Source organism: Neptuniibacter sp. SY11_33, assembly GCF_047778025.1.
Taxonomy (GTDB): Bacteria; Pseudomonadota; Gammaproteobacteria; order Pseudomonadales; family Balneatricaceae; genus Neptuniibacter.
Map to the genome: position 1 here is coordinate 3,609,164 of NZ_CP180543.1, position 25,040 is coordinate 3,634,203.

Genomic DNA, 25,040 nt, shown 5'->3' on the forward strand with positions numbered 1-25,040 from the left:
ACCGCAAAGTTCAGCGAGGCACCACCTATTCCTTATGATTCGTGCTGTAAGTAGGTGTTAGCCGCCTGTAACAGGGGATTTAATGCGCCTAATACTTCTTTATCTATAGGCACTTTTTGAGATTTCAAATAGCTATACAGATTTTCTTCAATTATTTCTGAAGACGGCTGCGTTTGCTTTGCCTTTTGACCCTGTTGATAAAGCAAGGCTAGCTCTATCTGCTCGCAAGCCAACTCAGCCTGACGTAACTTTTGATAGCAAGCATCATATTCCGGTTCTTGCTGCTTACGCTCACGCACTTTATAACGAATTCCACGCAGCGGATGGGTCATCTCCTGCTGCCAGTGATCAGCGTCATCACAAGTAATCGATTCGAGCGCATAGCCTTGTATCCCGCCCCAGCAGGCAAAGATCAGCCGATTAATGCTCAACCCAAACGCGTTCTGTAACTCTAAACAGCTCTGCTCTATACCCGGCTGTTGATAAAAGTTGAGCGCAAAGTCCCAAAGGTCATTTTTCAATTGCATCTCTATGTTAAAATCCGCCGCCATGATTCAATTTCAGCAAGTTAGCTTACAACGCGGCCACAACATATTGCTAGAACAAGCCGATCTAACCCTGCATTCAGGATGGAAAATCGGTTTAGTTGGTGCAAATGGTGCGGGCAAATCCTCTCTGTTTAAACTGCTACTCGGAGAGCTTCACTGTGATAACGGAGACCTCGAGCTACCGGGGGGGCTGCGTATCTCTCATATGGCGCAGGAGGTTCCAACCTCTGATCGCTCAGCACTCGACTACGTCTTAGACGGTGATTACAAGCTCCGTTCTATCCAGCAAGAACTAGCAAAAGCGGAAGCCGATCATGATATGAATCGCTTAGGCGAGCTGCATGCCGAGCTAGATAACCATGACGGTTATAGCGCTGAGTCTCGTGCCGCACAGCTTCTCGCGGGTTTAGGTTTTAGCCATAACGATATCACCCGTTCAGTCAAAGAGTTCTCAGGCGGCTGGAGAATCCGCCTGAACCTAGCTCAAGCGTTGATGTGCCCATCTGACCTTTTACTATTGGATGAGCCAACCAACCACTTGGATCTGGATGCAACTATCTGGCTGGAACAGTGGCTGCGCCAATACCCGGGCATGTTGATTCTGATCTCCCATGACCGTGATTTTCTAGATAATGTGGTGAGCCATATCACCCATATCGAGCGTAACAAGCTAAATCTATACAAAGGCGGTTACTCAGCGTTCGAAATTCAGCGTGCAGACCGTCTAGCGCAGCAGCAATCTGCGTTCGAGAAGCAGCAACAGCGTATTGGTGAAATTGAGAACTTTGTCCGCCGTTTCCGAGCAAAAGCCACGAAGGCAAAACAAGCGCAAAGCCGTATCAAAGAGCTTGAGCGCATGGAGAAAATCGCTCCTGCGCACATTGATAGTCCATTCAGCTTTAAGTTTTGCTCTGCAGATAAGATGTCGTCACCACTGCTGACTTTGTACGATGCACAGTGCGGCTATGACGATAGCGCTATTCTAGACAAAACCTCTTTGACCCTGACGCCGGGCGCGCGCATCGGTCTACTCGGCCCGAACGGTGCCGGCAAATCAACGCTAGTGAAGTCACTCGTAGGGGATTTGGAACTCTGCAATGGTGAACGCCACGAAAGTGACAACTTGCAGATCGGTTATTTTGCTCAGCATCAGCTTGAAGCACTCGATATGGCAGCATCACCGCTATTACATATCAAGCGCATCAGCCCGAAAGCCTCTGAACAAGAGATCCGTGATTTCCTTGGTTCCTTCGGTTTTATTGGTGATCGTGCATTAGAGGCTGTAGATAACTTTTCTGGTGGTGAGAAAGCCCGCGTTGCGCTGTCTATGATCGCTTGGCAGAAACCAAATCTGCTGTTGATGGACGAACCGACCAACCACTTGGATCTGGAAGTGCGTCACGCACTGACCCTTGCACTGCAATCGTTCGAAGGCGTACTGATTTTGGTATCCCACGACCGTCATTTACTGCGTAATACCGTAGATGAGTTCCTTCTAGTTGCGAACGGCAAAGTTGAAGAGTTTAAAGGCGATCTAGATGACTACCAAAACTGGTTGTTAGAACAGAAGCGTCTCGAACAAAAAGCCGAAGCTGAAGCATTCACCCCTGCAGCAACGGAAGAGAAAAAGACTCTGTCTGCAGCCGAGCGAAAGGAACAGAAACGTTTAGCCGCCGAACGTCGTAACCAGCTACGTCCACTGAAGAAGCAGTTGGAAAAGCTAGAAAAAGCGATGGAGAAGCAGCACGATCAGTTAGATGAGATCGAAACGGCACTCAGTGATAGTTCGATCTACGAAGAGCAAAACAAAGACAAGCTTAAAATTTTGCTACAGCAACAAGCCGAGTTGAAACAGCAAGCGGAGCAAACTGAAGAAGAGTGGATGGAGCAGCAAGAAGCTCTAGAAGCTCTTGAAGAAGAGCTGGGCGAGCTTTAGGTTTGTAGCTCTAATCTGACAGTTGCACTAGAAAAACGGGTGACTGTCAGATTAGATCTGAGACCAGTTAGATTTAGTCACCCAGTAACGCTGTTAACTCTTTAATAGCTTCGTCATTACGCATTAGACGGCGCAGCATTTTCGCTACATCAGGCTCTTTTAAGCCAAGTTCTGCATACATTTCTTCTGGTACTTCTTCCAAAGGGCCATCGCTCAAACCCTGCTGACGTAGCAGACGGTTCGCCATATACATCACTTTGACATAGTTACTATGTTCGCCTGAATAATCAGCTTCATTCTGATGACGAATCGCTGTAGTTACCTCAGCCGGCAACTCCCAACTAGATAGCAACCAGCTACCAATCTGCTCTCGGGTAACACTCAAAACCTGCTGTTCTACCGAATCTAAAGCAAAGTGTGGGTTTGCTTCGATATATCGAGATAACAATGTGAAGTGTGGTGGGAACAAATGCGCTAAAACTAGATAGCCGAAGTTATGTAGCAAAGAAGACAGGTAGATCAAACCCGGTTTAGGCTGATCTTCATTTTCTGGCATGGCACGGCATAACTGCTCAGCAAACGCTGCGTTATAAACCGATTGTAACCAGTAAGGCGTAGCCCCACGCGGGCCATCTTCTGGTACACGTAGCATCTCACCCATCGCCGTGCCCAGCGCCATATTGATCACTAGGTCAAAACCGAGAACACGGATAACTGCATCATCAATCGAACTTACTTTGCCCGGCGCAGCATAATACGGAGATGCAGCCCAGCTCATCACTTGTGCTGAGAGACTAGGATCAACCCGAACGACCGGTACGAGCTCACTGACACCCGCTTCTGGATCGGAGCGAAGCTCGATAATTTTCTTAATCGTTGGAGAAAGAGAAGGCAGGCCTAAAGTGTCTTCTAAGCGCTGCTTGATTCGCAACTCAGTAAAGCGCTCAACCGCCTGAGTGATAACAACACGGTCATCACCTTTAGGTTGTACGGCTTCGATCTGTTCTGTAGTAAGCGCTAAGTTACAGCTACTAGCTTTTGCTATCTGTTTAGCACTAACGCCAAAACACAGCTCAGCGTGCGGCTCGATCAATTCAACTTGATCATGCTGCAAAATTTCAGGAGAAACCAAAAGCTTGAGAGATAAAAGTTTTTTCTGTCCTTCAGGATGTCTTAAGGCATCTTGGCTAAAATAGCGTTTCGCATCTTCGCCACGAACAGGCTGTAGCTGTCGACCTGTCTCTTTCCAGACAGAAACTAAATTGAGTAATGACGCCGCAGGAAGCAGAGCCAGCACCTTACCTTCAGCATCATGCAATAACACCAAGCGAAACTGCGGTAATTCGCCACTGTTTTCCAGAACTCGTACGCCGACTGACAATTTACTCTCTCCAAACCTAGTCTTGGTTTAATCTAAAGGGTAGATTATTAGCAACAATTAGGGAAAGCAAAGTTCTTGGTCAAAAATTCACGATTTAAATCAGTTTAAATGAGAAAAATGTCGATAATTCTCCAAATTAGCCAAGCATTGCTGATCATCTTCTCGCTTCTCGGTCTTTCCGCTCATGCAGTGGAAGAGGATCTTGCTCCCGAATCATCTACCGGGCTCTATCAAAGCGAAGCGATCGCAACCCAGCAATCCTTAGTAGTCACAGCACACCCTCTTGCTACTGAAGCAGGCCTAAGCATTCTACAACAAGGCGGTACAGCCGCAGATGCTGCCGTAGCTATTCAAGCTATGCTGACCTTAGTTGAGCCCCAATCTTCTGGGATTGGTGGCGGCGCGTTTATGCTCTATTGGGATCACGAGCAGCAAGCGCTGAAAGCCTATGATGGCCGCGAGACTGCGCCCGCGAAAGCAGACTATCGATTGTTCCAAAAGAATAAAAAGCCGATGCCTTGGGTGGATGCAATGGTCGGTGGACGCTCAGTGGGCACACCCGGTGTTTTAAAAATGCTGGAAGTAGCTCAGGAAAAACACGGCAAGCTAGCTTGGAAAGTTCTGTTTGACGATACTATTGAGCAATCCCGTGAAGGCTTTCCTATAGGCCCGCGCTTACATAAATTGATCGCCAGTGGTATCAACCCGGGACTGAACCGCTATAGCGAAGCGAGAAACTATTTCTACAACCCTGACGGCTCTCCTCTGCCTATAGGCTTTATCAGAACTAACCCCGAATTAGCTGACAGTTTGCAGTTAATCGCTGATAACGGCACCCAAGCGTTTTATCTAGGCCCTATTGCAACCGCGATCGCAGATAAGGTGCAGTCCATTACGGACAATCTAGGTTTACTCGATAAAAGTGACCTAGCTAGCTACCAAGCTAAAGAACGCGATCCGATCTGTCTGCCCTACAAAGACTATCGAGTGTGCGGTTTCCCGCCGCCAACCTCTGGCGGTGTCACTGTACTGCAGATTCTGAAACTGCTTGAGCAACATGATCTAAAAACTTTTGCCCCTGATAGCTTGGAGTTTAACCATCTTTTCACCCAAGCATCACGCCTCGCTTTTGCTGACCGTGGCCGCTATTTAGCCGACAGTGATTTTGTCGATGTGCCTGTACAAGGCCTACTCGACCAAAATTACCTAAAGGAACGCTCCAAACTGATCTCAATAGATAAAGACTTAGGCCAAGCTAAGGCAGGTAAACCTCCACATGCGATGGCTAACCTAGTTGATGCGCAATCCCCAGAACGCCCCTCCACGACTCACTTTGTGGTGGTCGACCGTTGGGGTAATGCGGTGTCAATGACCAGCAGTATCGAGATGGCGTTTGGCTCGACCCTGATGGCAGGCGGCTTCCTGTTGAACAACCAACTGACCGACTTCTCATTTAAAGGTATTAGCAAAGGACAGATCGTTGCGAACCGCGTGCAACCGGGTAAACGTCCACGCAGTTCAATGTCTCCGTTTATGATATTCGACGCGGATGGCAATCTACATGCAGCCATTGGCTCCCCCGGCGGCAGCCGAATCATCAACTATGTAGCGCAAAGCCTGCTGCTAATGTTCAACTCAGATCTAAGTTTGCAGGAGATCGTTAATCAGCCGCATATCAGCAACCGCAACGGCTTAACCGAGCTTGAAGCGGGTACCCCCGTAGATCAGTTGCAACAGCCATTAGAGGCTATGGGTCATCAGATTAAGGTCAGAGATCTGAATAGTGGCCTACACGGATTCCGGCGCCTTCCATCAAACGAATGGGAAAGTGCAGTAGATAATCGAAGGGAAGGTTTAGCACTAGGAGAATAACTAGTGCTAACTTTAACGTAAAACGAAATTAGTCGCGTGTAATCCGATTCACACTCTTCAAACGACGCAGTTTTTTCATCACGCGTGCCAAATGGATACGGTCGGTCACTGTCACTTCCATATGGACATTCGCTAGCTGGCCTTCGTGCTCACTAATATCAATGGCAACAACATCCGCACCTATGCCGGAAGCAGTAGTAGCTAGCTCGGCAATAATACCACGATGGGACTCAACCTGAACGGTCAGATTAACGCTGAACTCTTCGTCTAGGTTGTCTGACCATTCCAGATAGATACATTTCTCTGGGTCATCACGCAGGTAACCGATATTACGACAATCAGTTTGATGGATGACTAAACCTCTACCGGTACTGATATGTCCAATAATCGAGTCACCCGGGATTGGTAAACAGCATTTTGCATACTGCAGCACCATACCCTCTGTACCTTTAATCGACATCGGCTTCTGGCGACGATTAGTCTCATCGTCATCGGAGACTTGAAGCTCCTCTTCAGGACGTAGCCTACGCGCAACTACATACGCCATACGATTACCCAAGCCGATATCTTCTAGCAAGTCTTCCATGCTATCTAATTCAGCTTCTTGAAGCAGCTCACGCAGCTTAAACGGGTCGATATCGTTTAAGGTCGCACCATAATTGGCGAGGAACTGATTTAACAAACGCTGGCCAAGCTCAACAGACTCGTGCCGCTGTTGATTTTTCAGGTAGTGGCGAATCGCTGTACGCGCTTTACCTGTCACAACAAAGTTGAGCCATGCCATATTTGGCTGAGCACTTGGAGTAGTAATGATTTCAACAGTTTGACCGTTTTCTAACGGCTGAGATAGCGGTGCTAAGCGGCGGTTAATCCGGCAAGAGACGCAAGAATTACCAACATCGGTATGAACGGCATAAGCAAAGTCGACCGCTGTCGCACCACTTGGTAGTTCCATAATCTTACCCAGCGGCGTAAAGACATACACCTCATCAGGGAACAGATCGGTCTTAACGCTGTCGATAAACTCCATGGAGTTACCAGCACTCTGATGCATCTCTAATAAGCCCTGCACCCATTTACGTGCACGCTTATAGCTACCTAATGCGCTATCAGACGCATCTAATTCTTCTTCGTTCTTGTAATGGCTATGCTCAGCAATCCCCTGATTGGCTACTGCATCCATCTCATGGGTACGAATCTGTACCTCGATGGTGATATCGCGCGCGCCGAACAGATCCGTGTGCAATGACTGATAACCATTGGCTTTAGGGATCGCGATATAGTCTTTAAAGCGGTCATGCACCGGCTTATACAAGTTATGCACAGCACCAAGTGTACGGTAACAGTCATCAACCGAGTCGGTCACAATACGGAAAGCAAATACGTCCATGATCTCGGAGAAGGACTTACGCTGCGCCTTCATCTTGGAGTAGATGCTGTAAAGGTGTTTCTCTCGACCGGTAACAGTACCGCTCAAGCCCTCTTTCTGGAGGCGTTTTTCGATCGTTTCCTGAATCGAGCTAATCACATCTTTACGCTGACCACGCGCTTGAACCACTGCTCGACGGATATGCTTAGCACGCATTGGGTAATGCGCTTGGAATGCCAAATCTTCTAACTCCACCTGCACATCACGCATACCTAAGCGCGCGGCAATCGGTGCATAGATATCCAGTGTTTCACGAGCAATACGACGCTGCTTGTGCCCTGGCATCGCTCCCAAGGTACGCATATTGTGAAGTCGGTCCGCCAGTTTCACCAAAATGACGCGGATATCTTCCGCCATCGCCAACACCATCTTCTGGAAGTTGCTGGCTTGAGCTTCGGCTTTAGTTTCAAACTCTAGGTGGGTCAGTTTAGATACGCCGTCAACGATATCGGCAACGGCTTTACCAAACTGGGATTCGATTCCTTCGTAGGCGATCTCGGTATCTTCAATAACATCGTGCAGCATAGCAGCCATCAGGCTCTGATGGTCCATACGCAATTCTGCAAGAATATTTGCAGCGGCAAGGGGGTGAGTTACATAAGGTTCACCACTTTTACGCTTCTGACCATCGTGGGCCTGTTCTGCATAAAAATAGGAACGACGCACCTGCTGAATCTGCTCCAGATCCAGGTAATCATTCAGGCGTTGAGAAAGTGCGTCAATGGTCGGCATTGCCCCTCCAGTGCTACAAACAAATAAATGCACAGTACATCTGATGATGCCGCATTCATTCTGCTAGGAAAAGACCTAATCAAGGAATTACTAACGAATTTACCAACAAGTATAAACACAAACGCCCCGCATGATAGCGAGGCGTTTGATGTAGCGATGATCTAAACGCTTAGTCGCGTTCGATTTCATCCAAAATTGAGCGGCCAGTGTGACCTTCTGCAATTTCACGTAGAGCAACAACTGTTGGCTTGTCGTTTTCCCACTCTACTTTTGCTTCTTTACCGCCAGTAGCAAGCTGACGTGCGCGCTTAGCAGCAACCATAACCAACTGAAAACGGTTATCTACGTTTTCTAGGCAATCTTCAACGGTAACTCGTGCCATGGGGGTAACCTCAGAATTCGGTATATTAAAAAGACCGCGCAGTTTACCTGCATATGCGGCTTATGACAATAGAGAACTCAACAGTTCGCGACAACGCTCTTGTTGCTGGGCGATCTGCATACGCTGCGACAGAAATACGCCGTGCAACTCACGCAGTGCCTGATCAAAATCATCGTTGATCACAAGGTAATCGTACTCGCCGTAATGACTCATTTCGCTAGCCGCTTCAGACATTCGCAGATTGATCACATCATCACTGTCCTGCCCACGGTTAGTTAGGCGTTCCTGTAGCGCTTCACGAGATGGTGGCAGAATAAAAATAGACAGGCATTCAGGCATCAGACGGCGGATCTGCTGTGCACCCTGCCAATCGATCTCTAGAATCACATCTTTACCCTGTTCCAACTGATCCTCAACCCAACGCTGAGAGGTGCCGTACTTATTGGTAAATACTTCAGCAAACTCTAGGAAGTCAGAGGCTTCAATCATCTGATTGAACTCATCCATAGACACGAAATTGTAGTCCACACCGTTTGCTTCACCCGGACGCATGTCCCGCGTGGTATGGGATACTGATACGACAATATCATTATCCTGTTTTAGCATCGCCTTAACGAGACTGGTTTTACCCGCTCCCGAAGGAGCCGAAACAACATATAACGTGCCTTTAGCCATGTGAATTCTCATACTCAAATTGAAGCAGCAAACCGTCTTGCTGCAGGGCTATTATAAGATCTTTCCCTCTTTTCACCATGAAAACAGGCTAAATAAGCGATTTAAAACTACGAATAGTGAGGAAATACGGGCCTTTCAGCGATAAATGCTATATGATCGAATGTACTTATAACTCAAACTTTGTACGACGGTTTACTTTGATGCGCTGGATTTCAGCCTCAGCAGGTTTTGTAACAGCTTTACCTAAGCGCCACCAGCGCGCACTTATAGCCTTAGCAGCAATGCTTCTAGTGGCGGCTTTCCTACCCTCCGGCGATCGCCCTCATTCGTCCACACCTTTATCACTAGAACACCTTGTGGACACCGAAGTTCCGATCTTTGATCAACCCAAATTTAGCATTCGTCAGCTAAAAGCGCCTTGGACTTTCGATAAAGTTCCGGCAGCAGAGACCCTGCTAGTGCCTGATACCGGCAGCAACGGTTACCAATACATCGTTCGTAAAGGCGATACCTTAGGTAAAATTTTTGAGCGCTTACACCTGCCTCAAAAAACTATGTACCAACTACTCGAAACCGACTTAAACGTTCTTGCATTGGATAACCTAATGCCGGGGCACACGTTAGTTTTTGAAAAACAGAATCAAAAGCTGCAGCGTTTCGAGCTGCAATTTAGTCTTGCTCATAAAGTAGTTTATACCCGCAAAGGCGACAGCTTCGAATTTGAAGAAGTGCGTATCGAAGGGGATTGGAAAGACAAGCTGATCCACGGCGAGATCCAATACAGCTTTACTGGCTCCGGTAAAAAAGCGGGTCTGACTCAGGCTGAAGCACAATCAATTACCCAAGTACTCAAACAACGTGTCGACTTCCGCCGTGATATCCAACGTGGTGATAAGTTTGAAGTGCTCGTTTCGCGCCAATATGTTGATGGCGAAGCAACCGGCAATACAAAAGTTGAGGCGATCCGTATCAAGAACCGCCACAACATCAGCGCATTCCTATTTGAAGATAACTACTACGACGAAAAAGGCCGTAACCTAGAGAAAGCCTTCCAGCGCTATCCGTTTAACGGTAAATACCGCCTATCTTCCAACTTCAATCCAAGACGTCGTCATCCAGTTACCGGCCTTATTCGCCCACACAACGGCACCGACTTCGCCATGCGAATCGGCACGCCAGTAGTAACCACCGGTGATGGTATAGTAACCCGTGTGGTTCGCCACAAATATGCTGGTCTGTACATCGAGATCAAACACGGCCAGAGCTACAAAACCCGTTACCTTCACCTACATAGATCTTATGTAGTTAAAGGCCAACGAGTTAAACGCGGTCAAAAGATCGCTCTATCTGGTAATACAGGCCGCTCGACAGGTGCACACCTACATTTTGAACTGCATAAGAATGGCCGCCCGGTGAATGCAATGAAAGCAAAAATCCCGATTGCGATATCCCTTACCGGCAAGAAAAAATCAGCGTTTGAAAAACAACTTAAGAATTACTTAGCACGAATTGATGCACCTAAAGCACAGCAAGTAGCGCAAAAAGAAACGCCGTCTAAAGAGTCGACTTAAATAGACTTATCCATTTTAGAAAGATAAAAGGCCGCGAATGCGGCCTTTTTCTTTACTCAACGCTCATGAGCACTGAGTTTATTACTGCAAACGACCGAGATAGCGCTGCTGATCCGTTTCCGTCGTTTCTTCATTAGTAAAGAAGCTGATTAGATCTTCAACGCTTTTCTCGCCATCCTCCGCACTCAATTCACCGTTATCTACTCTAGAAGCTTCAACAGCGAGACCTGCAACGATCTGCTCTCTAACATCGGCACCGCTGCTCTGAAGCAATTCAAGCAATGGATCTACCTGATCTTCAGCAAGGGCGGTAACACGCCAAAAGTCATCTTCCTGTTCAGTCTTTACTAACGCTTCCGTGTCGAGCAACGCTTCAACGCTGTCTACTTCAATCAAGGTATCAAGACGATCAATCAATCCTTGATTAGTCTCTTTTAACTCGGATAAGGCACGTTGGCTTAACGGGACGTCGCCTACATTCAAGCCATTCAACTGACCAACTAACTGATCCCGCTGTTCACCTCCAAGCTCACCCAACGCGTTCGCAAGCTTAGTCGAAGATACACTAATATCGGCAGCACTATTGTCTTGATTCATCCAAGCATCTGTTGCCAATAACTCAATCATAGCGGCTTGATCACGAACGCTTTCGCCCTCCTGTTTAAGAGCATAAAAACGTCTACCATCGCTAATAGTTTCCTCTCCCATCCGCGCCTTAAAGACTTCATCACGGACACTGGCGTTATTTTGTAGCGACTCAATGGTTTCAAAAGCGGCTTGATTATCTGCCAAATCTATTTGCTTACCTTCCTCAACACCTACTAAGTGCTCTAAACCTACCGTGGTTATCGAGAGGTAAGCGCGTTGATCATTTCGAGACATATGAGCCAACTGTTCGCCCATTTTCTGCAATTGTTCATCACTGAACTCATAATTCTCCATCAGTGAAACAGCATCCTCAATCATGCCCCAAACAACTCGGCCACTGTTGTTATCATGATCTAAAACAGCCGACACATTACCTGTCGCACCCAACGGTGCCATCTCAGGCACATAACCTTGAGCACTCCGCGCAACCTCAGACAGCATATTCAACATGGCATCTTGAGATTTAGTACTTCTCTCCTCAAGCGACACCATTAATCGACTACCCAATTCGACATCAGCCCCCAGAATATCTAACAAATCATATTGCTGGCTTTCAGAGAACGCTGCCATACCATCAAGCATGGTAGCAACATCCTCACTCTGATTTACCGCACTGACAAAATTATGTAAGTCATTCGCCGTACTCGAGTTATTGCCGTTAAACAGCTGCCCATCGGGCAGATAGACCTCATTACCGTCATAGTGCGCAACCTTGTCAGCATGAATATTGGCTTGCTCCAATACTTGGCTACGTATACCTTCATCTAAAGATGTCAGAGTATCGACCAACCCTGTAGCTGCATGAAATCCAGCAATATCAAGAGAAGGAAAATTATTTAACTTAGGTAAGGTTTGTAAACCTTTGACGACATTAGTCAGCTCAGTCAATTCATCGTCACTGAGCTGCTCAGCTAAGGCGAGAAAATTGTCTTCAGCTAAGATATTAGAATCAATAAGAGTCTGTTGCTGTTCGGTATCCAAGCGATTCAAAACCGCATCCATACGCTCAGTTTTCTCTGATTTTTCCATCATGATAATGCGATCGTTACCGTGGTAGATACGGCTATCTTCAGCGTCCTTAGCAGCTGCATCGGTTGCAGCTTGGGTCAGATCAATCGTGTTAATCTGATTAACCACACTATTAAGGCGGTTCTCGACCCCACCGTCGCTACTTTTTATTCGACCGCTCTGGCCTTGGATGCTTTCATCATCCAATTTTTTATCTTCAAAACTCAGCTTACTACTAGAAAGCTGATTGCTAGCCAAAGAGGAGATACCGGCCGAATCGATCTTCATTTCATCTAATCCTGATGATTAATCTGTCCAGAAGGTATCGACCACTATAAGAAATAATAAATGGGTGCAGTTGAAATATTTTTTATAAGCACAGATTAACCAGCCACCTGCACGAACAGCAGACAATAAAAAAGGAGGCTCACGCCTCCTTCTCTTTTAAGCATAGATCAAGCAAATCACTCGATATTCTGGATCTGCTCACGCATCTGTTCGATCAGTACTTTCAGCTCCACTGCACACTGTGTAGTACTAGCAACAATCGATTTCGAAGACAGTGTATTCGCTTCGCGGTTTAGCTCCTGCATTAGGAAGTCTAAACGGCGGCCGATCGGGCCTTTTTGTTTTAGGACACGACGCACTTCTTGGACATGCGTATCTAGGCGATCCATCTCTTCATCGACGTCGGCTTTTTGTGCCAGAAGCGCGATCTCTTGTTCAACGCGGCCTTCATCTAACTCTACTTTTAGTTCAGCTAAACGTTGATGTAGGTTATCGCGCTGGTTTTGCAGAATCTGCGGCATTTTTTCGCGAACTTCTTTAACGATTTCACTGATTGCATCTAGACGCTGGTTGATCAGTGTAGCGAGTTCAACACCTTCGCGGCCGCGGCCTTCGATTAGGTCGTCAAGTGCTGCACCAAAAAGATCTTTCGCGGATTTTTTTACAAGGTCCATATCTAATTTGGTGTCTTGTAGTACGCCAGGCCAGCGCAGTAGTTCTAGTGGATCAAGTGCTTGGTGCTCTTTCAGCATACCTTGGATCTGTTCAGCTGCTTGCACAACTTCTTGCGCGTAGGCAGGGTTAACCACCAGCTGCTGTTCTTTCGCTTCTGGGTTGAAGCGCAGGGTACATTCAACTTTACCGCGGCTTAGATTTTTACGTAGCTGCTCACGTAGAAAACCTTCTAGCTCTTTTAGGTTTTCCGGCAAACGCAGGTGAGGTTCCAGATAACGATGGTTAACGGAACGGATCTCCCAACTTAGAGATCCCCATTCGTGCTCGGCTTCCTGTCGAGCAAAAGCTGTCATGCTACGTGTCATATTGTTCATTCTCGATTAAAATGCATCATTAATTCGCATTGTAACAGCCTAGCTCGGCAGTGCCACGCTATGGCAGACCAGAATATTGATAAAGGACAGGCATGAGTTCATCTATTTCAGAACAGCTGCAAACTCTTGGTATTAAAAAGCACCGCCCAAGCGGACGTGAAAATGATCAGATGCGTGAAGTTAAGATCACTCGTAACTTTACTATGCACGCTGAAGGCTCCGTTTTAGTTGAGTTTGGTAATACAAAGGTGCTTTGTACTGCAACTGTAGAACGCGGTGTACCTCGTTTCTTGCGCGGTTCTGGCCAAGGCTGGATTACTGCTGAATACGGCATGCTGCCTCGCTCTACGACGTCTCGTAACGGTCGTGAAGCGGCTAAAGGTAAACAAGGCGGTCGTACTGTAGAGATCCAACGTCTAATCGGTCGTTCTCTTCGTGCTGCGCTTAATCTTAAAAAGCTAGGCGAAAACACAATCACCCTAGACTGTGACGTTCTACAGGCAGATGGCGGTACCCGTACAGCGTCTATCACAGGTGCTTATGTTGCCCTTCAAGATGCGATCAACGTACTTAAGCAAGATAAGAACGGCGCTATGAAAGGCGACCCTATGGTGCAGAAGATCGCTGCAGTGTCTGTAGGCATCTATGAAGGCGAGCCTGTTCTAGACTTGGATTATGCTGAAGACAGCAAAGCTGAAACCGATATGAACGTGATTATGACTGGCGACGGCGGCTTTATCGAAGTACAAGGTACTGCCGAAGGCGCGCCTTATACTCAAGAAGAGCTGAACGCGATGTTAGATCTAGCACGCAAAGGTATCTCTGAGCTGATCGATCTGCAGCAAAAAGCTTTGGCTGAATAAACCCTCAGCCATTAAAAAAGGAGCCTATCGGCTCCTTTTTTGTTTTCTAAATCGTCTTAATCAAAATCGTAATCGATGATGATTGGCGCGTGTTCACTGAACATCTGATCACGATAGATCTGCGCATTTTTAACCGTCTTACGAAGGCTAGCTGAGGTGATCTGATAATCCAAGCGTGCACCTTCGTTCAGCTTACGGGCACGGTTGTAATCAGGCCACCAGCTGAATTGACGTTCTGCTTTGTTGATCTGACGGAAAGCATCGATATAACCCATCTCATCAAAGATCTCAGCCATCCACTCACGCTCTTGCGGTAGGAAGCCAGAAACACTCTGATTAGCGTACCAGTTACTTAGATCTACCGGCTTGTGCGCAATGTTGGTTGTGCCACAGAAGATAAACTCTCTACGTTTACGCAGAGTTTTATTTAGGTGACCGATAAAGTCGACCATAAACGCTTCTTTCTCCTGCTGCGCTTCTTCACCTTTCAAGCCAGAAGGTAAGCAGAACGAGCCAACGCTAACATCATCAAAGTCCGCTTGGATAAAACGGCCGTGCTGATCACACAACTCAAAACCCAAACCAGTCATGATCGCTTTAGGTATAGTACGGCTGTAGATAGCTACTCCGCTGTAACCATCTTCCCAAGCATCGAAGAAGTATGAGTGATAACCTTCGGGGTGATAGCGCTCGTCATCAAGCTGATACTCTTTCGCCCGCAGATCCTGCAAGCAAACAACATCAGCATCTTGACGGACCATCCAGTCAAAAAAACCGTTTTCAGTAGCTTGTTCAATACCTTGAGCATTGAATGTGATGACGCGCATAGAAGGTGTTCCTGTCCGTTATCAGACTTATCTATTATTTTTAGCGATTGCTCGAATTGTATAGGGAAGTTAAGCAAATTGAAATTTTTTGAGTGTTCGTTGAACAATGGAGACTCAGGGCTTCGGCTGGTAGAATAGCCGCAAAATTTTTACCCCTTTTCCAGCGGAGTTTGCCATGCAGGATTACCAGCGCGAGTTTATTGAGTTTGCAATCGAACAGAACGTACTACGTTTTGGCGAGTTCACGCTTAAATCTGGCCGTACTAGCCCTTACTTTTTCAATGCCGGCCTTTTCAACACAGGTACTGCGCTAGCTAAGCTTGGCCGCTTTTACGCTCAAGCGATCAAAGACTCTGGCGTTAACTATGACGTACTGCTTGGCCCTGCGTACAAAGGCATCCCGCTAGCAGCGACTACAGCGGTAGCACTATCTGATCAGCACGGTGATGACGTTCCTTACGTATTCAACCGTAAAGAAGCAAAAACTCACGGTGAAGGCGGCAGCTTAGTTGGAGCGCCTCTAGAAGGCGGCGTGATGATCATCGATGATGTAATCACAGCGGGCACAGCGATTCGTGAAGTAATGGAAATTATCGATCAAGCTGGTGCAAAACCTGCTGGCGTTGTAATTGCCCTTAACCGTCAAGAGAAAGGTAAAGGCGAGCTATCTGCGATTCAGGAAGTAGAACGCGACTACAACATGCCTGTTATCAGCATTGTAAGCCTTGGTGATTTGATCGATTACTTGACTGAAAAAGGCGATATGGTGACTGAACTTGAAGCGATTCGTAAATACCGCGACGAGTACGGTATCTAAGCTTTGCTTTACCGGAGCTGCTCTTTATTGCGCAGCTCTGATCACGACCTTCCTCGAAGCACCATCCAAGCCAGTACCACCACAGTAGCCCGTGCTATCGATAGTCCAGAAATCACCTTCTGGTGATGTCACTGTCCGATAAAACACTTCCGATCGACACCCTTGAAGACCGCTGATATCAAAGGTATCACTGGCGGCAGGCCCTGGCCAATAATCAACTAGTGCGGGAGGGCTCCCAACTGCTGCCGAAGCAACGCAGCCAGATGCGCCGTTACCTAAACAGGTTAGTTCTAGCTCGATCCCCGTTTGTGCTGCTGTAATCGCCCTAGCGCCAAGAAATTCTTGAGCAGTCACATCTTGGCTAAGCGCAAAGAAACGGCTCATACCGGCAATGATGACCGCTAACACGGTGATCACGAAGATAGCCGAGATAAGACCCAGCCCACGCTGTTTAGATCTCAACGCAACAACAGGCAGTTTATGGGACATTTCTCACCTGCACCTCAAATTGAACTCGGATACTTTCCTGCGTTACATCCCTGCTGGTTAGTACCTGATCCTCTACAAACAGATCAAACAGGACAATACCATTTCGCAGTAATGTCGCTTCACTGTAAGTAAAGGCGTCATTACCCGTAGGACTCACAACATCACTTGCCAACAGCGCTTCCTGTGGCTCTGCTAGATTCGCAAATAAAGTAGCGCCCGTAGGCTGGGTAATCGCATAAGTGTATGCACTGCCGCTTACCCCCTGAAAACGATAGAGATCACTGCCGACGACACAAAAGCTGACTGGTTCATCGACGATAAAGTAACGTTTTGAAGGTGAGTCTGCGGGGAAACGGTGGGTAGAGGTTAATAAAACATCCACGGTGCCTGATCCTGACGCCAATGCACTGCTGGCGCTGATCGTAGGGGAGATAATCGACCAACTATCCAGATCGTAGATTGGGTTTTGCCCTGCAGGTCTAGCAGGTTCATCTACTGTATTGGTATCTATCGGGTATACAGCCACACGGCCAAGATCAGGTGATGTTGCAAACGGTACCGAACTAAATGCTGACGATACCGAAATAGCCGTTAGCGGCACAGAGATATATCGAGAGGCCGCCAAAGCAGGAATAAACTCTAAGCAATTCCCTGAATCACCGACACGGATACTATTAGGCAGTGCATTTCTGATCTCACGTGCCATACGCTCAACCGCAACTCGAGCTGCAGATGAAAGCTGATCACGGCGGGTTAAATCCGCATAACCTTGCATAGTTGATGTGATAAAACCTACGGTTACCAGAGAGATGATCCCCAACAAGGTAATCACGACAATTAATTCAACCAGTGTAAAGCCGCTTTGACGACGCATCAGTAATTACCCCGCAAAGCACTGAACACGACGGGACTCTGTCCAGTGTTGGCCGGAGGCGTAACGGTGACGATGACTTGTTTAACCAACTCAGAGTCAGAACCTGAGAAATAGGTGCTGCCGACATAAGTTACCTGAACAGAGACTTCATAACCTTCGTAAGACTGAATGCCGCCAGGCGTTACAAGCGCATTGAATAAACCGACCGCGCTCTCTGTTAAGCCATGATAGTCATCGACATCATCAAACTCTTCCCGAGATTCACCATCTTTACTGGTAATTGGCGCACCTGCATTCACGCCAAATTGAGCTTCGGGTGTACAAGGGCCACAAGGTGGGCTGCCACCTAAAGGGGTAAGCTCATCGTATCGGCGTGACAAAATTTCTTCAAGATAAGCCTGTCCAAGATAAGACACTTTGGTTTGCCACATGACATCAGAACTATGACGGGCAATGGTGCCCCAACCCGCAATAGCGGCCGTCAGGGCGATCGCGATAATCACAATAGTGATAACCACCTCAACTAACGAGAAGCCTCGCTCAGCGACAGGTCGTTTCATAGGTATACCCTGTCAATGAAAGGCAGTAGTCGCCATTGTCATCGGTAAATTGCAGACTGCTATCAACCTCTTGGCTGTCGTCAGGAAAACTCGCAGCCGAACTCAAAACAACATTGTTATCAACACGAATCATATCGCCCAGTTGGTTATACATCACCACCAGATTTTGCCCAGACGATAAATTACCTGATTCTGAGCCCGATATGAGGGAGGCAGTGTAGGATAAAACGGTATCCGCTGTGATCTCAGCATTGAGCTGAGAAGGGGTAATACTGGTAGGCGGTGTCGCATCTGAAGTATCAGAGTCAATCAGCAAAGAGATCTGCCACGTGGTATTAGAAGAGCGTTCTAAAACCCAGTACACAGAGGAAGCATGCTGCGCTAAAGCAGCTTTTTGTGCTAAACGTAACGAACCCATGATCGCACTACGAAGAGCAAGTTCATCGTAACGAGCAACATTGCCAATTCGGGGGATAGCAACAGCCGAGAGAATACCCAGCAGGATAATAACAACGATAATCTCAACCAGCGTAAAACCACGCTGGCGAGATTTAGAGCAGCATTGCCTAGATAGATCAGGACCGGTACTGCTCATAGGGGATAACTATTTACTCGTCTGCACCAGCAACAGTTACATTTCCAGAATCAGCCTCATAAGTAATCAAACGACTAGCGCCAGATGGCGCATCTTGACGATAAGTAAACGTACAAGTGCTTGTATCAACCTGAGCTGCGTCATAATCAACACCTGCCGCTATTGCTGTAGAAGCAACTGGTCGACTACCTTGGAGTACGTTATCCCATACAGCTATACATTCAGCATCTGTATCTATAGTTGCACCAGCACCAGAGGCCCCTGTTGGATAGCCAAAGCTATTTACAGCTACAGAAGCCGAACCGTCCAATTGAATACTACCACCAGAAGCAGTATTTTCCACTACAGCTTTTGCTTTAGCCAATGCCACACCTGCAGCAAAACCACCAGCAGCCCCTTTAACAGCCGCATTGTGCGCATCATCCGTTACATTAATAAAACGTGGTAGTGCTACTGCCGCCAAGATGCCCAACAGAGCAATCACTACGACTAATTCAATGATTGTAAAACCAGCTTGCTTTTTCATGGAACTCTTTGCCCCTGGGTTTAAGTTTGCAATTATTTGATTTTTAACAAATTAGCTCACAGTTGTATAGCTAATCTGCTTGCCAATAAAATTTATATAACGGCTTTAGCTTTGCTTCTGTTGCCAAACCTTTGTCCGCTTTACTATTCTGCAAACTCACCTCAACCCTAAAAGGGATCAAATCAGTCTGCATAAATTCGTTTTCTAAGTTGTCTATGCGTTTAGCCTTATAGACCAACCAACGCTTATCGGTCACAAAATACCAATGTTCGCCTTGCGCGTTTTGCAACTCACCAAAAGTAAGCTCTCCAGCATAATTCGATGGCTTATGCTGTATCAAATCTACCGGATTTTGTTGAGCAATATCATCTGGAGAAACAACCTGTTGCTCGGCAAACCAGTAGGCGACGTTTAGCGTTATCTGCGCCTGAATATTATCGCGACTCCCTTCAAATGAAACTCGCTCGACATCTTCTATCAGTAACTCCAATCGGTGCAGCGCAAATGCCATCAACACCGTTATGATAAAAATTGAAACCGTTAGTTCCAATAGCGAAAAACCACTACATCTCCGTTGCAACTTTTATCCTCCCTAACCATTAATGGTAGTACTTAACTCCCACAATGGCAGGAACACGCCTAATGCCAGCACCAATACCATAGCCCCTATAGCGATAATCAAGATAGGCTCAATCGCACTGGTTAAGTTCTTCAGATCGTACTCAACTTCCTGTTCGTAAAAACCAGCGGCCTCTTCCAACATCTGATCGACTCGACCGGTTTCTTCACCGACCGCCAACATCTGCATCACTAGAGGGCTAAACATTTCTGTCTGATGAGCAGTTTGAGTAAACGACTCACCTCGTTCAATCCCCTGACGCATACCGGCAACTTTCTTACCTATATGGCGATTGCCAACAGCGTTAGCAACAATCGATAAACCTTGCTCTATAGGCACACCTGCTTTCAATACGATACTGAAAGTACGAGAGAACCTACCGAGGATCACTCTGTAGAATATCGGCCCGACAATGGGAAACTTCAGTTTTCTTCGATCCCACGTCATGTGGCCTTTGTCTGTTTTCTTCCACCGATAGAAAGCAAATACACTCAAAACAATGCCGATCAGAATGGCGTACCACCAATCCACCGTAAAATCAGAGAGCGTAATTAATGCTTGTGTCTGCCAGGGAATCTCCCCACCAAAACTTTCAAATACCGATTTAAAAGCAGGGATTACAAAGATATTAATAATGGCAACAGCAGCAGAGATAGCAATCAAGACAAACAGCGGATAGCGAGTTGCTTGTTTAATGTTTTTTACGGTCTGCCTCTCTAACTCTAAGTAAGCAGCCATCTGTCTAAATGCATCATCCAACTGACCGGTATTTTCACCTACGTGGATCATGCTGATATACAGTTCATTAAAGACCTTAGGGTGTTTGGCTAAGGCCGAAGACAGTGCATGACCCTTTTCAAGATCATCCGCCAACTGCGAAAGTGTTTCTGTCAGCAAAGGGTTTGTTACTGTATTGGCCAAACCACGCATTGCTCGGGTAATCGGTACACCAGCTTTAGTTAGGCTGTACATCTGCCGACTAAACATGATCAATTCATCCAGAGAGATCTTCTGGAATAGTTTGATCTGGACCTCTTTACTACCCTTTTTCTCAACGACCTTTTCAGCGACTTTAATCGTAATTGGGATGATACCATCGGCACTTAACTGCGATGCAGCCAAAGCCGATGTACCAGCTTCAAGCTGGCCATTCACTTCAACACCTTCGCGGTTTCGTCCTCGATAACTGTAAATCGCCATAGATTTATCTCGTTCGCTTATTCCAGTTCAAAACCGGAACTAGGTTGTGCTGGTGCTTCTTCCACAGATGGTGCATCAAGATACATCGATTCATCCAACTGTTCTGTCACACGGAATACTTCCTCGAGGGAAGTAACACCCGCTATCGCCAGATCTAATGCGCTATAAACGAGAGGTTTATAGTGCGGATCTGTTTTCGCTGCCACAGTGAACGCTGCACTGTCATCACGTCTTAATGCATCCGCCATAGCATCATTGATCTCTAACAGCTCAAAAATACCGGTTCGGCCCTTGTAACCCGTATTGTTACAGTAGGTACAACCGCGGCCTTTTTTCAGTTCGATATCATCCAAACCAAGCTCTTCCTGACGCTCGTTCAGCCATAATTGCTCTTGACCAGTTGGATCATAATGTTGGCTACAGTTTTCACAGATTTTACGCACCAAGCGCTGCGCTAGAATGCCATTTAACGCAGATGCAGCTAGATAGCCTTCAATCCCAATATCTGTCAAACGCATGGCACTGGATACGGCATCATTAGTGTGTAAGGTCGACAGTACAAAGTGACCTGTCATCGCCGCTCGCAATGCAATCTCTGCGGTCTCTTTATCTCGAATCTCACCTACCAGAAGAATGTCAGGGTCCTGACGCAAGGTTGCACGTAATACAGTGGAGAAATCCAAACCAATATTCGGCTGTACCTGAACCTGATTAATACGTGGTAGACGGTACTCGACCGGATCTTCTACGGTAATGATCTTTTTCTGATGACTGTTTAATTCATTCAATGCGCCATACAAAGTGGTTGTCTTACCACTACCTGTAGGACCTGTTACTAGTAAGATGCCATGAGGTTCATTAATCATCTTACGTAAACGTGGCAACATGTGATCAGGCAAGCCAACCTTATCTAAACCGATAATTCCGCCCGATTGGTCAAGTAGACGCATTACTACCGACTCACCAAACTGAATTGGTAAAGTAGACATACGAACATCAACACTATGACCAGAAACATTGATGTTAAAGCGACCATCTTGCGGTAGGCGCTTCTCCGAAATATTCAGAGACGCCATTAGCTTTAATCTGAGTACTAATGCAGAAGAGATACGTTTCTCTTTCATTACGTGCTCATGCAACACACCATCAACTCGCTGACGAATACGTAATACGCTTTCATCCGGCTCAATATGGATATCGGAAGCACCAACCTGTACGGCATCTTCAAATAGGCTTTTAAGTAGTTTAACAACCGGAACATCTACTTCATCGGTTGCGGTAAGCGCAGCAAGATCGAAGGCATCATCAGCGATCTCTTCGTTTAGCTGATCAGCAAGGTCTTCAATATCGCTCGTTTTACGATAGAGAAGGTCCATGGACTGTAATAACTGAGCCTCTGAAACCACCGCCTGTTCAATAGGTTTAGGCAGGGCGCGCTGCAGCTCGTCAAACGCGAAGATGTCCATAGGATCAGACATACCGACCAAGAAGTGATCGACGTCTTCTTTTAATACGAGGGCGCGAAATCGACGAGCCTGAGTTTCCGGAAGGCGCAGCACATCTTCTTGATTAAAGGAGTAATGGGTTAGGTCAACCAGAGGAATGTTAAGCTGCTGTGACAGGAATTCTAGGAACTGCTGTTCCTGCACATATCCCATGGTAACCAGCGTCTTACCCAGCTTTTGACGCGTTTCTTTTTGGCGGCCTAAAGCTTCCATCAACTGTGGTTCGGTAATAACACCATTTTGAACTAGCAAGTCACCAATTCGGATTTTCATTTTAGGTGCAGCCATGCAGCCCCTTCCTCCTAGCGCCCAGTCAGCGCTTGAATACGCTGCTGTGCATATTGTTTCAAACTACTATCGATCGACGGAATCTGCATTGCACTTCGATATGCATTACGTGCATCTTGGAAACGCTGAGACTGCTCAAACGCATACCCCAATCCAACCCACCAACGAGGAACCTGATTATTAAATTGTAAAAGCTGATAGTAATTTTGAGCTGCTTTTGTGAAATTACCGTCCTGCTGGTATGCACTCGCCAATAATTCATAGAACTCAGCATCTTGCTTCATCGCAGGCTTATCTTTTTCCAGTAAGGAAACCGCCTGAGCCTGCTGACCTGAGGTTAGCCAAATACGAGCCTGAAGTTTACGCAAAGCGACATCTGTTGGGTACAGCGCCAGACTATCAGACAATAGGCGCTCAGCTTTGGATTGATTATTAGTCGACAAATAAAGCGTCGCTAATAAACGTCTCGATGCCAAAGATTTGGATGATTGCCCAACTATACTTTTCAATAATAAAGTTTCTGCATCAGCCAACTTGCCTTGATTTATTAGACGTCTAGCCCGATCAGCTGACTGCTGATCCGAAAGTTTAGCCGTTGCTTTAGTGACAGGTTTACTTGGTCGAGTCTTTTCAACCATTGCATCGTTTGGATGCGCAACTTGTAACTCTTCTCCCGACTTAATTCCGTTAGGCTTTTGAACGACCTCTTTTACTTGTTCAGTTGCGTCAGGCTGTTCTTCAGAATTACTCTTTTCAGAAACCACTTCTGTCACAACAACACTTTCTACCGGCTTAACACTTGGCTCTTTAGCAATCACACCCAAAATAAGCGTTGTCGGCGCTTGTTGGACCCGGAAAGCAAACTGACTATCAAGCTTAGTTGTGACTGTAAGCAAAGCACGATCAGGTTCGGTATTAAGGTCCACTCGTTTTACTAAGTGATTACTGATACGAGGTACTGCTGTTTGTAAAATCGCATCATCAAAAGCGATAACGATGACATTTTCATTTTGGCTGACCACTTGGACATCAGCTGCGCCATCTAGACGAACGACAAGATCTCCACCTTGGTCCGTTCCAGCCCACTTGATCTCAGTTATAACAGCTCGACTCGGCTCAATAGGTTCTACTTTGGGCTCTGCAATCGCAGGTCCTGTTGGAGCTGGCTTAACCTCTTGAATAACGGGCTGATCAGTTGTTTTTTCAACAGGTGGGGCTGATTGAACGTCATTATTAACAACCGCAGGTGACGAAGACTGATCTTGCCAAAGCAGCCAAGCAGTCATTAACAACGCACTCACCCCGATTACCCATAAAAATAATCGCGGCAAGTTATTGGGCTTATCCGCCTCAACAAATTGAGCAGCCTTAACACTCGACTGATTACCTAGAGCACTGGCAGGACGTTCATTACGTTGCTCCAGATCCCTAAGCATATCGTTAACTAAGCTCACGAGTTAACACCCAAGTAAACAAAAGTAGCCGTTGCCGCAAACAGCAAACCGACAAGCCCCCAGACTAACGGCTGTGAGCTTTTCGGGATTGAGATCCCCTGGGTATCATCAATCGCCCTGGAAACATGACTGCCATCAACTTTAAGGTCACCTTTACCGTAGGCGGCCATCAGTGATTTATGACTCAAAATATTGATCAAACGCGGAGTGCCACCCGAAGCTTGAGCAATTTTCTTCGCCGCATCACGCTTAAACAGAGACATCCCCTGAAAACCTGCACGTTGAACACGCTGGTCAATATAATGTTCAACAGCTTCGTTATCTAAGTGGCTAAGCTCATAACTGAAAGTGATACGCTGCAACAACTGCCGTAAAGACTTTTTCCCTAAGAGTTCATCCAGCTCCGGCTGACCAAATAACACCACCTGAAACAACTTTGCAGATTCTGTCTCTAGATTTGTTAGTAAGCGTAATGCTTCAATAGTTTCTTCTGGAATGGCTTGCGCTTCATCGACCAATAACACAACTTTACGACCTGCTTGAGCAAGTTCGATCAATTTATGGTTAATCGCATTCAACAGATCAAAGTGCTCTACTCCAGAGACATCTAAACCAATCTCTTGAGCAAAGCTCTTACGGAATTCATCGGGGCTTAGATAAGGATTGGGAATATAAGCCGTGACATATTCGTCACCTTCTAACGCATTCAGTAGCTTACGGCAAAGCAGAGTTTTGCCTGTACCAACTTCGCCAACCACTTTGACAAAGCCATCCCCCCCGGCAAGGGCGATCATAATCAAGTTCAACGCTTCATGATGCGTTGGCATATTTAAAAAGAAATGCGTGTTTGGCGTCAGAGTGAACGGCAGTTCACTCAGACCAAAATGTTCAGTGTACATCCAGC

23 protein-coding genes and 1 pseudogene are annotated in these 25,040 nt (G+C 46.6%); 5 read left to right on the top strand and 19 right to left on the bottom strand.

What is annotated here, in order from left to right:
- Positions 1-32: 32 nt before the first annotated feature.
- Positions 33-551, bottom strand: a complete 519-nt coding sequence (locus tag ACMXYV_RS17175) for a TIGR02444 family protein (protein ID WP_415889624.1) — start codon at positions 549-551, stop codon at positions 33-35.
- Between ACMXYV_RS17175 and ACMXYV_RS17180 the strand changes: the two genes are divergently transcribed.
- A complete protein-coding gene (locus tag ACMXYV_RS17180) occupies positions 550-2,484 on the top strand; it encodes an ATP-binding cassette domain-containing protein (RefSeq protein ID WP_415891462.1) in 1,935 nt (644 codons plus the stop codon). The genes ACMXYV_RS17175 and ACMXYV_RS17180 overlap by 2 nt on opposite strands.
- Before the next feature lie 73 nt (positions 2,485-2,557).
- Here the strand turns inward: ACMXYV_RS17180 and ACMXYV_RS17185 are convergent, their stop codons facing one another.
- Complete coding sequence (locus ACMXYV_RS17185; protein ID WP_415889625.1) at positions 2,558-3,865, bottom strand: HDOD domain-containing protein; 1,308 nt, start codon at positions 3,863-3,865, stop codon at positions 2,558-2,560.
- Positions 3,866-3,982: 117 nt separating this feature from the next.
- Between ACMXYV_RS17185 and ggt the strand changes: the two genes are divergently transcribed.
- Positions 3,983-5,737, top strand: coding sequence for a gamma-glutamyltransferase (ggt, locus tag ACMXYV_RS17190; RefSeq protein ID WP_415889626.1), 1,755 nt, complete (start codon positions 3,983-3,985; stop codon positions 5,735-5,737).
- Between the two features lie 28 nt (positions 5,738-5,765).
- Here ggt and ACMXYV_RS17195 read toward each other — a convergent pair whose 3' ends face one another.
- The 3 genes from ACMXYV_RS17195 to gmk form a co-directional block, all read right to left on the bottom strand.
- Complete coding sequence (locus tag ACMXYV_RS17195) at positions 5,766-7,898, bottom strand: RelA/SpoT family protein (protein ID WP_415889627.1); 2,133 nt, start codon at positions 7,896-7,898, stop codon at positions 5,766-5,768.
- A gap of 169 nt (positions 7,899-8,067) precedes the next feature.
- Positions 8,068-8,280, bottom strand: a complete 213-nt coding sequence (gene rpoZ / locus ACMXYV_RS17200) for a DNA-directed RNA polymerase subunit omega (protein ID WP_067863102.1) — start codon at positions 8,278-8,280, stop codon at positions 8,068-8,070.
- Between the two features lie 60 nt (positions 8,281-8,340).
- Complete coding sequence (gmk, locus tag ACMXYV_RS17205; protein WP_415891463.1) at positions 8,341-8,961, bottom strand: guanylate kinase; 621 nt, start codon at positions 8,959-8,961, stop codon at positions 8,341-8,343.
- A 194-nt stretch (positions 8,962-9,155) separates the two neighbouring features.
- Here gmk and ACMXYV_RS17210 point away from each other — a divergent pair, with 194 nt between their 5' ends.
- The gene (locus ACMXYV_RS17210; RefSeq protein ID WP_415889628.1) at positions 9,156-10,526 is read left to right on the top strand and encodes a peptidoglycan DD-metalloendopeptidase family protein; all 1,371 of its coding nucleotides are present in this window, start codon (positions 9,156-9,158) and stop codon (positions 10,524-10,526) included.
- 81 nt (positions 10,527-10,607) lie between these two features.
- On the opposite strand, the gene ACMXYV_RS17215 is transcribed toward ACMXYV_RS17210, so the two are convergent.
- Both ACMXYV_RS17215 and ACMXYV_RS17220 read right to left on the bottom strand, forming a co-directional pair.
- Entirely contained in the window at positions 10,608-12,470 is a 1,863-nt protein-coding gene (locus tag ACMXYV_RS17215) for a hypothetical protein (RefSeq protein ID WP_415889629.1), read from the bottom strand.
- A gap of 176 nt (positions 12,471-12,646) precedes the next feature.
- Positions 12,647-13,510, bottom strand: a complete 864-nt coding sequence (locus tag ACMXYV_RS17220) for a YicC/YloC family endoribonuclease (RefSeq protein WP_415889630.1) — start codon at positions 13,508-13,510, stop codon at positions 12,647-12,649.
- Between the two features lie 101 nt (positions 13,511-13,611).
- On the opposite strand from ACMXYV_RS17220, the gene rph reads away from it, so the two are divergent.
- Positions 13,612-14,382, top strand: a complete 771-nt coding sequence (rph, locus tag ACMXYV_RS17225; RefSeq protein WP_415889631.1) for a ribonuclease PH — start codon at positions 13,612-13,614, stop codon at positions 14,380-14,382.
- Between the two features lie 56 nt (positions 14,383-14,438).
- On the opposite strand, the gene ACMXYV_RS17230 is transcribed toward rph, so the two are convergent.
- Positions 14,439-15,209: an exodeoxyribonuclease III gene (locus tag ACMXYV_RS17230; RefSeq protein WP_415889632.1), complete on the bottom strand. Its 771-nt coding sequence runs from the start codon at positions 15,207-15,209 to the stop codon at positions 14,439-14,441.
- A gap of 175 nt (positions 15,210-15,384) precedes the next feature.
- Here ACMXYV_RS17230 and pyrE point away from each other — a divergent pair, with 175 nt between their 5' ends.
- Positions 15,385-16,026 carry an orotate phosphoribosyltransferase gene (pyrE, locus tag ACMXYV_RS17235; protein WP_415889633.1) on the top strand — a complete coding sequence of 214 codons (642 nt, stop codon included), beginning with the start codon at positions 15,385-15,387 and terminating at the stop codon, positions 16,024-16,026.
- Between the two features lie 24 nt (positions 16,027-16,050).
- Here the strand turns inward: pyrE and ACMXYV_RS17240 are convergent, their stop codons facing one another.
- The 11 genes and pseudogenes from ACMXYV_RS17240 to ACMXYV_RS17290 all read right to left on the bottom strand — a co-directional run bounded on the left by ACMXYV_RS17240 (position 16,051) and on the right by ACMXYV_RS17290 (position 25,035).
- On the bottom strand, positions 16,051-16,515 hold the full coding sequence (locus tag ACMXYV_RS17240; protein ID WP_415889634.1) for a hypothetical protein: 465 nt from the start codon (positions 16,513-16,515) through the stop codon (positions 16,051-16,053).
- Positions 16,505-17,389 (bottom strand): type II secretion system protein J, encoded by an 885-nt coding sequence (locus ACMXYV_RS17245; protein WP_415889635.1) that lies wholly within the window; start codon positions 17,387-17,389, stop codon positions 16,505-16,507. The genes ACMXYV_RS17240 and ACMXYV_RS17245 overlap by 11 nt, the downstream gene beginning before the upstream one ends.
- Positions 17,389-17,949: a prepilin-type N-terminal cleavage/methylation domain-containing protein gene (locus ACMXYV_RS17250; RefSeq protein ID WP_415889636.1), complete on the bottom strand. Its 561-nt coding sequence runs from the start codon at positions 17,947-17,949 to the stop codon at positions 17,389-17,391. Before ACMXYV_RS17250 ends, ACMXYV_RS17245 begins: the two co-directional genes overlap by 1 nt.
- Positions 17,930-18,544 (bottom strand): prepilin-type N-terminal cleavage/methylation domain-containing protein, encoded by a 615-nt coding sequence (locus tag ACMXYV_RS17255; RefSeq protein ID WP_415889637.1) that lies wholly within the window; start codon positions 18,542-18,544, stop codon positions 17,930-17,932. Before ACMXYV_RS17255 ends, ACMXYV_RS17250 begins: the two co-directional genes overlap by 20 nt.
- 13 nt (positions 18,545-18,557) lie before the next feature.
- Positions 18,558-19,070, bottom strand: a complete 513-nt coding sequence (locus tag ACMXYV_RS17260; protein WP_415889638.1) for a type II secretion system protein — start codon at positions 19,068-19,070, stop codon at positions 18,558-18,560.
- Positions 19,071-19,140: 70 nt separating this feature from the next.
- Entirely contained in the window at positions 19,141-19,581 is a 441-nt protein-coding gene (locus tag ACMXYV_RS17265) for a hypothetical protein (protein WP_415891472.1), read from the bottom strand.
- A 15-nt stretch (positions 19,582-19,596) separates the two neighbouring features.
- Positions 19,597-19,650, bottom strand: a pseudogene (locus ACMXYV_RS17270) (hypothetical protein); the annotation flags it as partial.
- Between the two features lie 12 nt (positions 19,651-19,662).
- A complete protein-coding gene (locus tag ACMXYV_RS17275) occupies positions 19,663-20,889 on the bottom strand; it encodes a type II secretion system F family protein (RefSeq protein ID WP_415889639.1) in 1,227 nt (408 codons plus the stop codon).
- A 17-nt stretch (positions 20,890-20,906) separates the two neighbouring features.
- Entirely contained in the window at positions 20,907-22,682 is a 1,776-nt protein-coding gene (locus ACMXYV_RS17280) for a GspE/PulE family protein (RefSeq protein WP_415889640.1), read from the bottom strand.
- 14 nt (positions 22,683-22,696) lie between these two features.
- Complete coding sequence (locus tag ACMXYV_RS17285) at positions 22,697-24,136, bottom strand: tetratricopeptide repeat protein (protein WP_415889641.1); 1,440 nt, start codon at positions 24,134-24,136, stop codon at positions 22,697-22,699.
- Complete coding sequence (locus tag ACMXYV_RS17290; RefSeq protein ID WP_415889642.1) at positions 24,133-25,035, bottom strand: ExeA family protein; 903 nt, start codon at positions 25,033-25,035, stop codon at positions 24,133-24,135. Before ACMXYV_RS17290 ends, ACMXYV_RS17285 begins: the two co-directional genes overlap by 4 nt.
- Positions 25,036-25,040: the final 5 nt, after the last annotated feature.

Excerpts from the sequence above, each read along its gene's own strand:
- ACMXYV_RS17180 (WP_415891462.1), top strand. The coding sequence starts at position 550 with ATGATTCAATTTCAGCAAGTTAGCTTACAACGCGGCCACAACATATTG.
- ACMXYV_RS17175 (WP_415889624.1), bottom strand. The coding sequence starts at position 551 with ATGGCGGCGGATTTTAACATAGAGATGCAATTGAAAAATGACCTTTGG.
- ggt (WP_415889626.1), top strand. The coding sequence starts at position 3,983 with ATGTCGATAATTCTCCAAATTAGCCAAGCATTGCTGATCATCTTCTCG.
- ACMXYV_RS17195 (WP_415889627.1), bottom strand. The coding sequence starts at position 7,898 with ATGCCGACCATTGACGCACTTTCTCAACGCCTGAATGATTACCTGGAT.
- rpoZ (WP_067863102.1), bottom strand. The coding sequence starts at position 8,280 with ATGGCACGAGTTACCGTTGAAGATTGCCTAGAAAACGTAGATAACCGT.
- ACMXYV_RS17210 (WP_415889628.1), top strand. The coding sequence starts at position 9,156 with ATGCGCTGGATTTCAGCCTCAGCAGGTTTTGTAACAGCTTTACCTAAG.
- ACMXYV_RS17215 (WP_415889629.1), bottom strand. The coding sequence starts at position 12,470 with ATGAAGATCGATTCGGCCGGTATCTCCTCTTTGGCTAGCAATCAGCTT.
- ACMXYV_RS17220 (WP_415889630.1), bottom strand. The coding sequence starts at position 13,510 with ATGACACGTAGCATGACAGCTTTTGCTCGACAGGAAGCCGAGCACGAA.
- rph (WP_415889631.1), top strand. The coding sequence starts at position 13,612 with ATGAGTTCATCTATTTCAGAACAGCTGCAAACTCTTGGTATTAAAAAG.
- ACMXYV_RS17230 (WP_415889632.1), bottom strand. The coding sequence starts at position 15,209 with ATGCGCGTCATCACATTCAATGCTCAAGGTATTGAACAAGCTACTGAA.
- pyrE (WP_415889633.1), top strand. The coding sequence starts at position 15,385 with ATGCAGGATTACCAGCGCGAGTTTATTGAGTTTGCAATCGAACAGAAC.
- ACMXYV_RS17240 (WP_415889634.1), bottom strand. The coding sequence starts at position 16,515 with ATGTCCCATAAACTGCCTGTTGTTGCGTTGAGATCTAAACAGCGTGGG.
- ACMXYV_RS17245 (WP_415889635.1), bottom strand. The coding sequence starts at position 17,389 with ATGCGTCGTCAAAGCGGCTTTACACTGGTTGAATTAATTGTCGTGATT.
- ACMXYV_RS17250 (WP_415889636.1), bottom strand. The coding sequence starts at position 17,949 with ATGAAACGACCTGTCGCTGAGCGAGGCTTCTCGTTAGTTGAGGTGGTT.
- ACMXYV_RS17255 (WP_415889637.1), bottom strand. The coding sequence starts at position 18,544 with ATGAGCAGTACCGGTCCTGATCTATCTAGGCAATGCTGCTCTAAATCT.
- ACMXYV_RS17260 (WP_415889638.1), bottom strand. The coding sequence starts at position 19,070 with ATGAAAAAGCAAGCTGGTTTTACAATCATTGAATTAGTCGTAGTGATT.
- ACMXYV_RS17265 (WP_415891472.1), bottom strand. The coding sequence starts at position 19,581 with ATGGCATTTGCGCTGCACCGATTGGAGTTACTGATAGAAGATGTCGAG.
- ACMXYV_RS17275 (WP_415889639.1), bottom strand. The coding sequence starts at position 20,889 with ATGGCGATTTACAGTTATCGAGGACGAAACCGCGAAGGTGTTGAAGTG.
- ACMXYV_RS17280 (WP_415889640.1), bottom strand. The coding sequence starts at position 22,682 with ATGGCTGCACCTAAAATGAAAATCCGAATTGGTGACTTGCTAGTTCAA.
- ACMXYV_RS17290 (WP_415889642.1), bottom strand. The coding sequence starts at position 25,035 with ATGTACACTGAACATTTTGGTCTGAGTGAACTGCCGTTCACTCTGACG.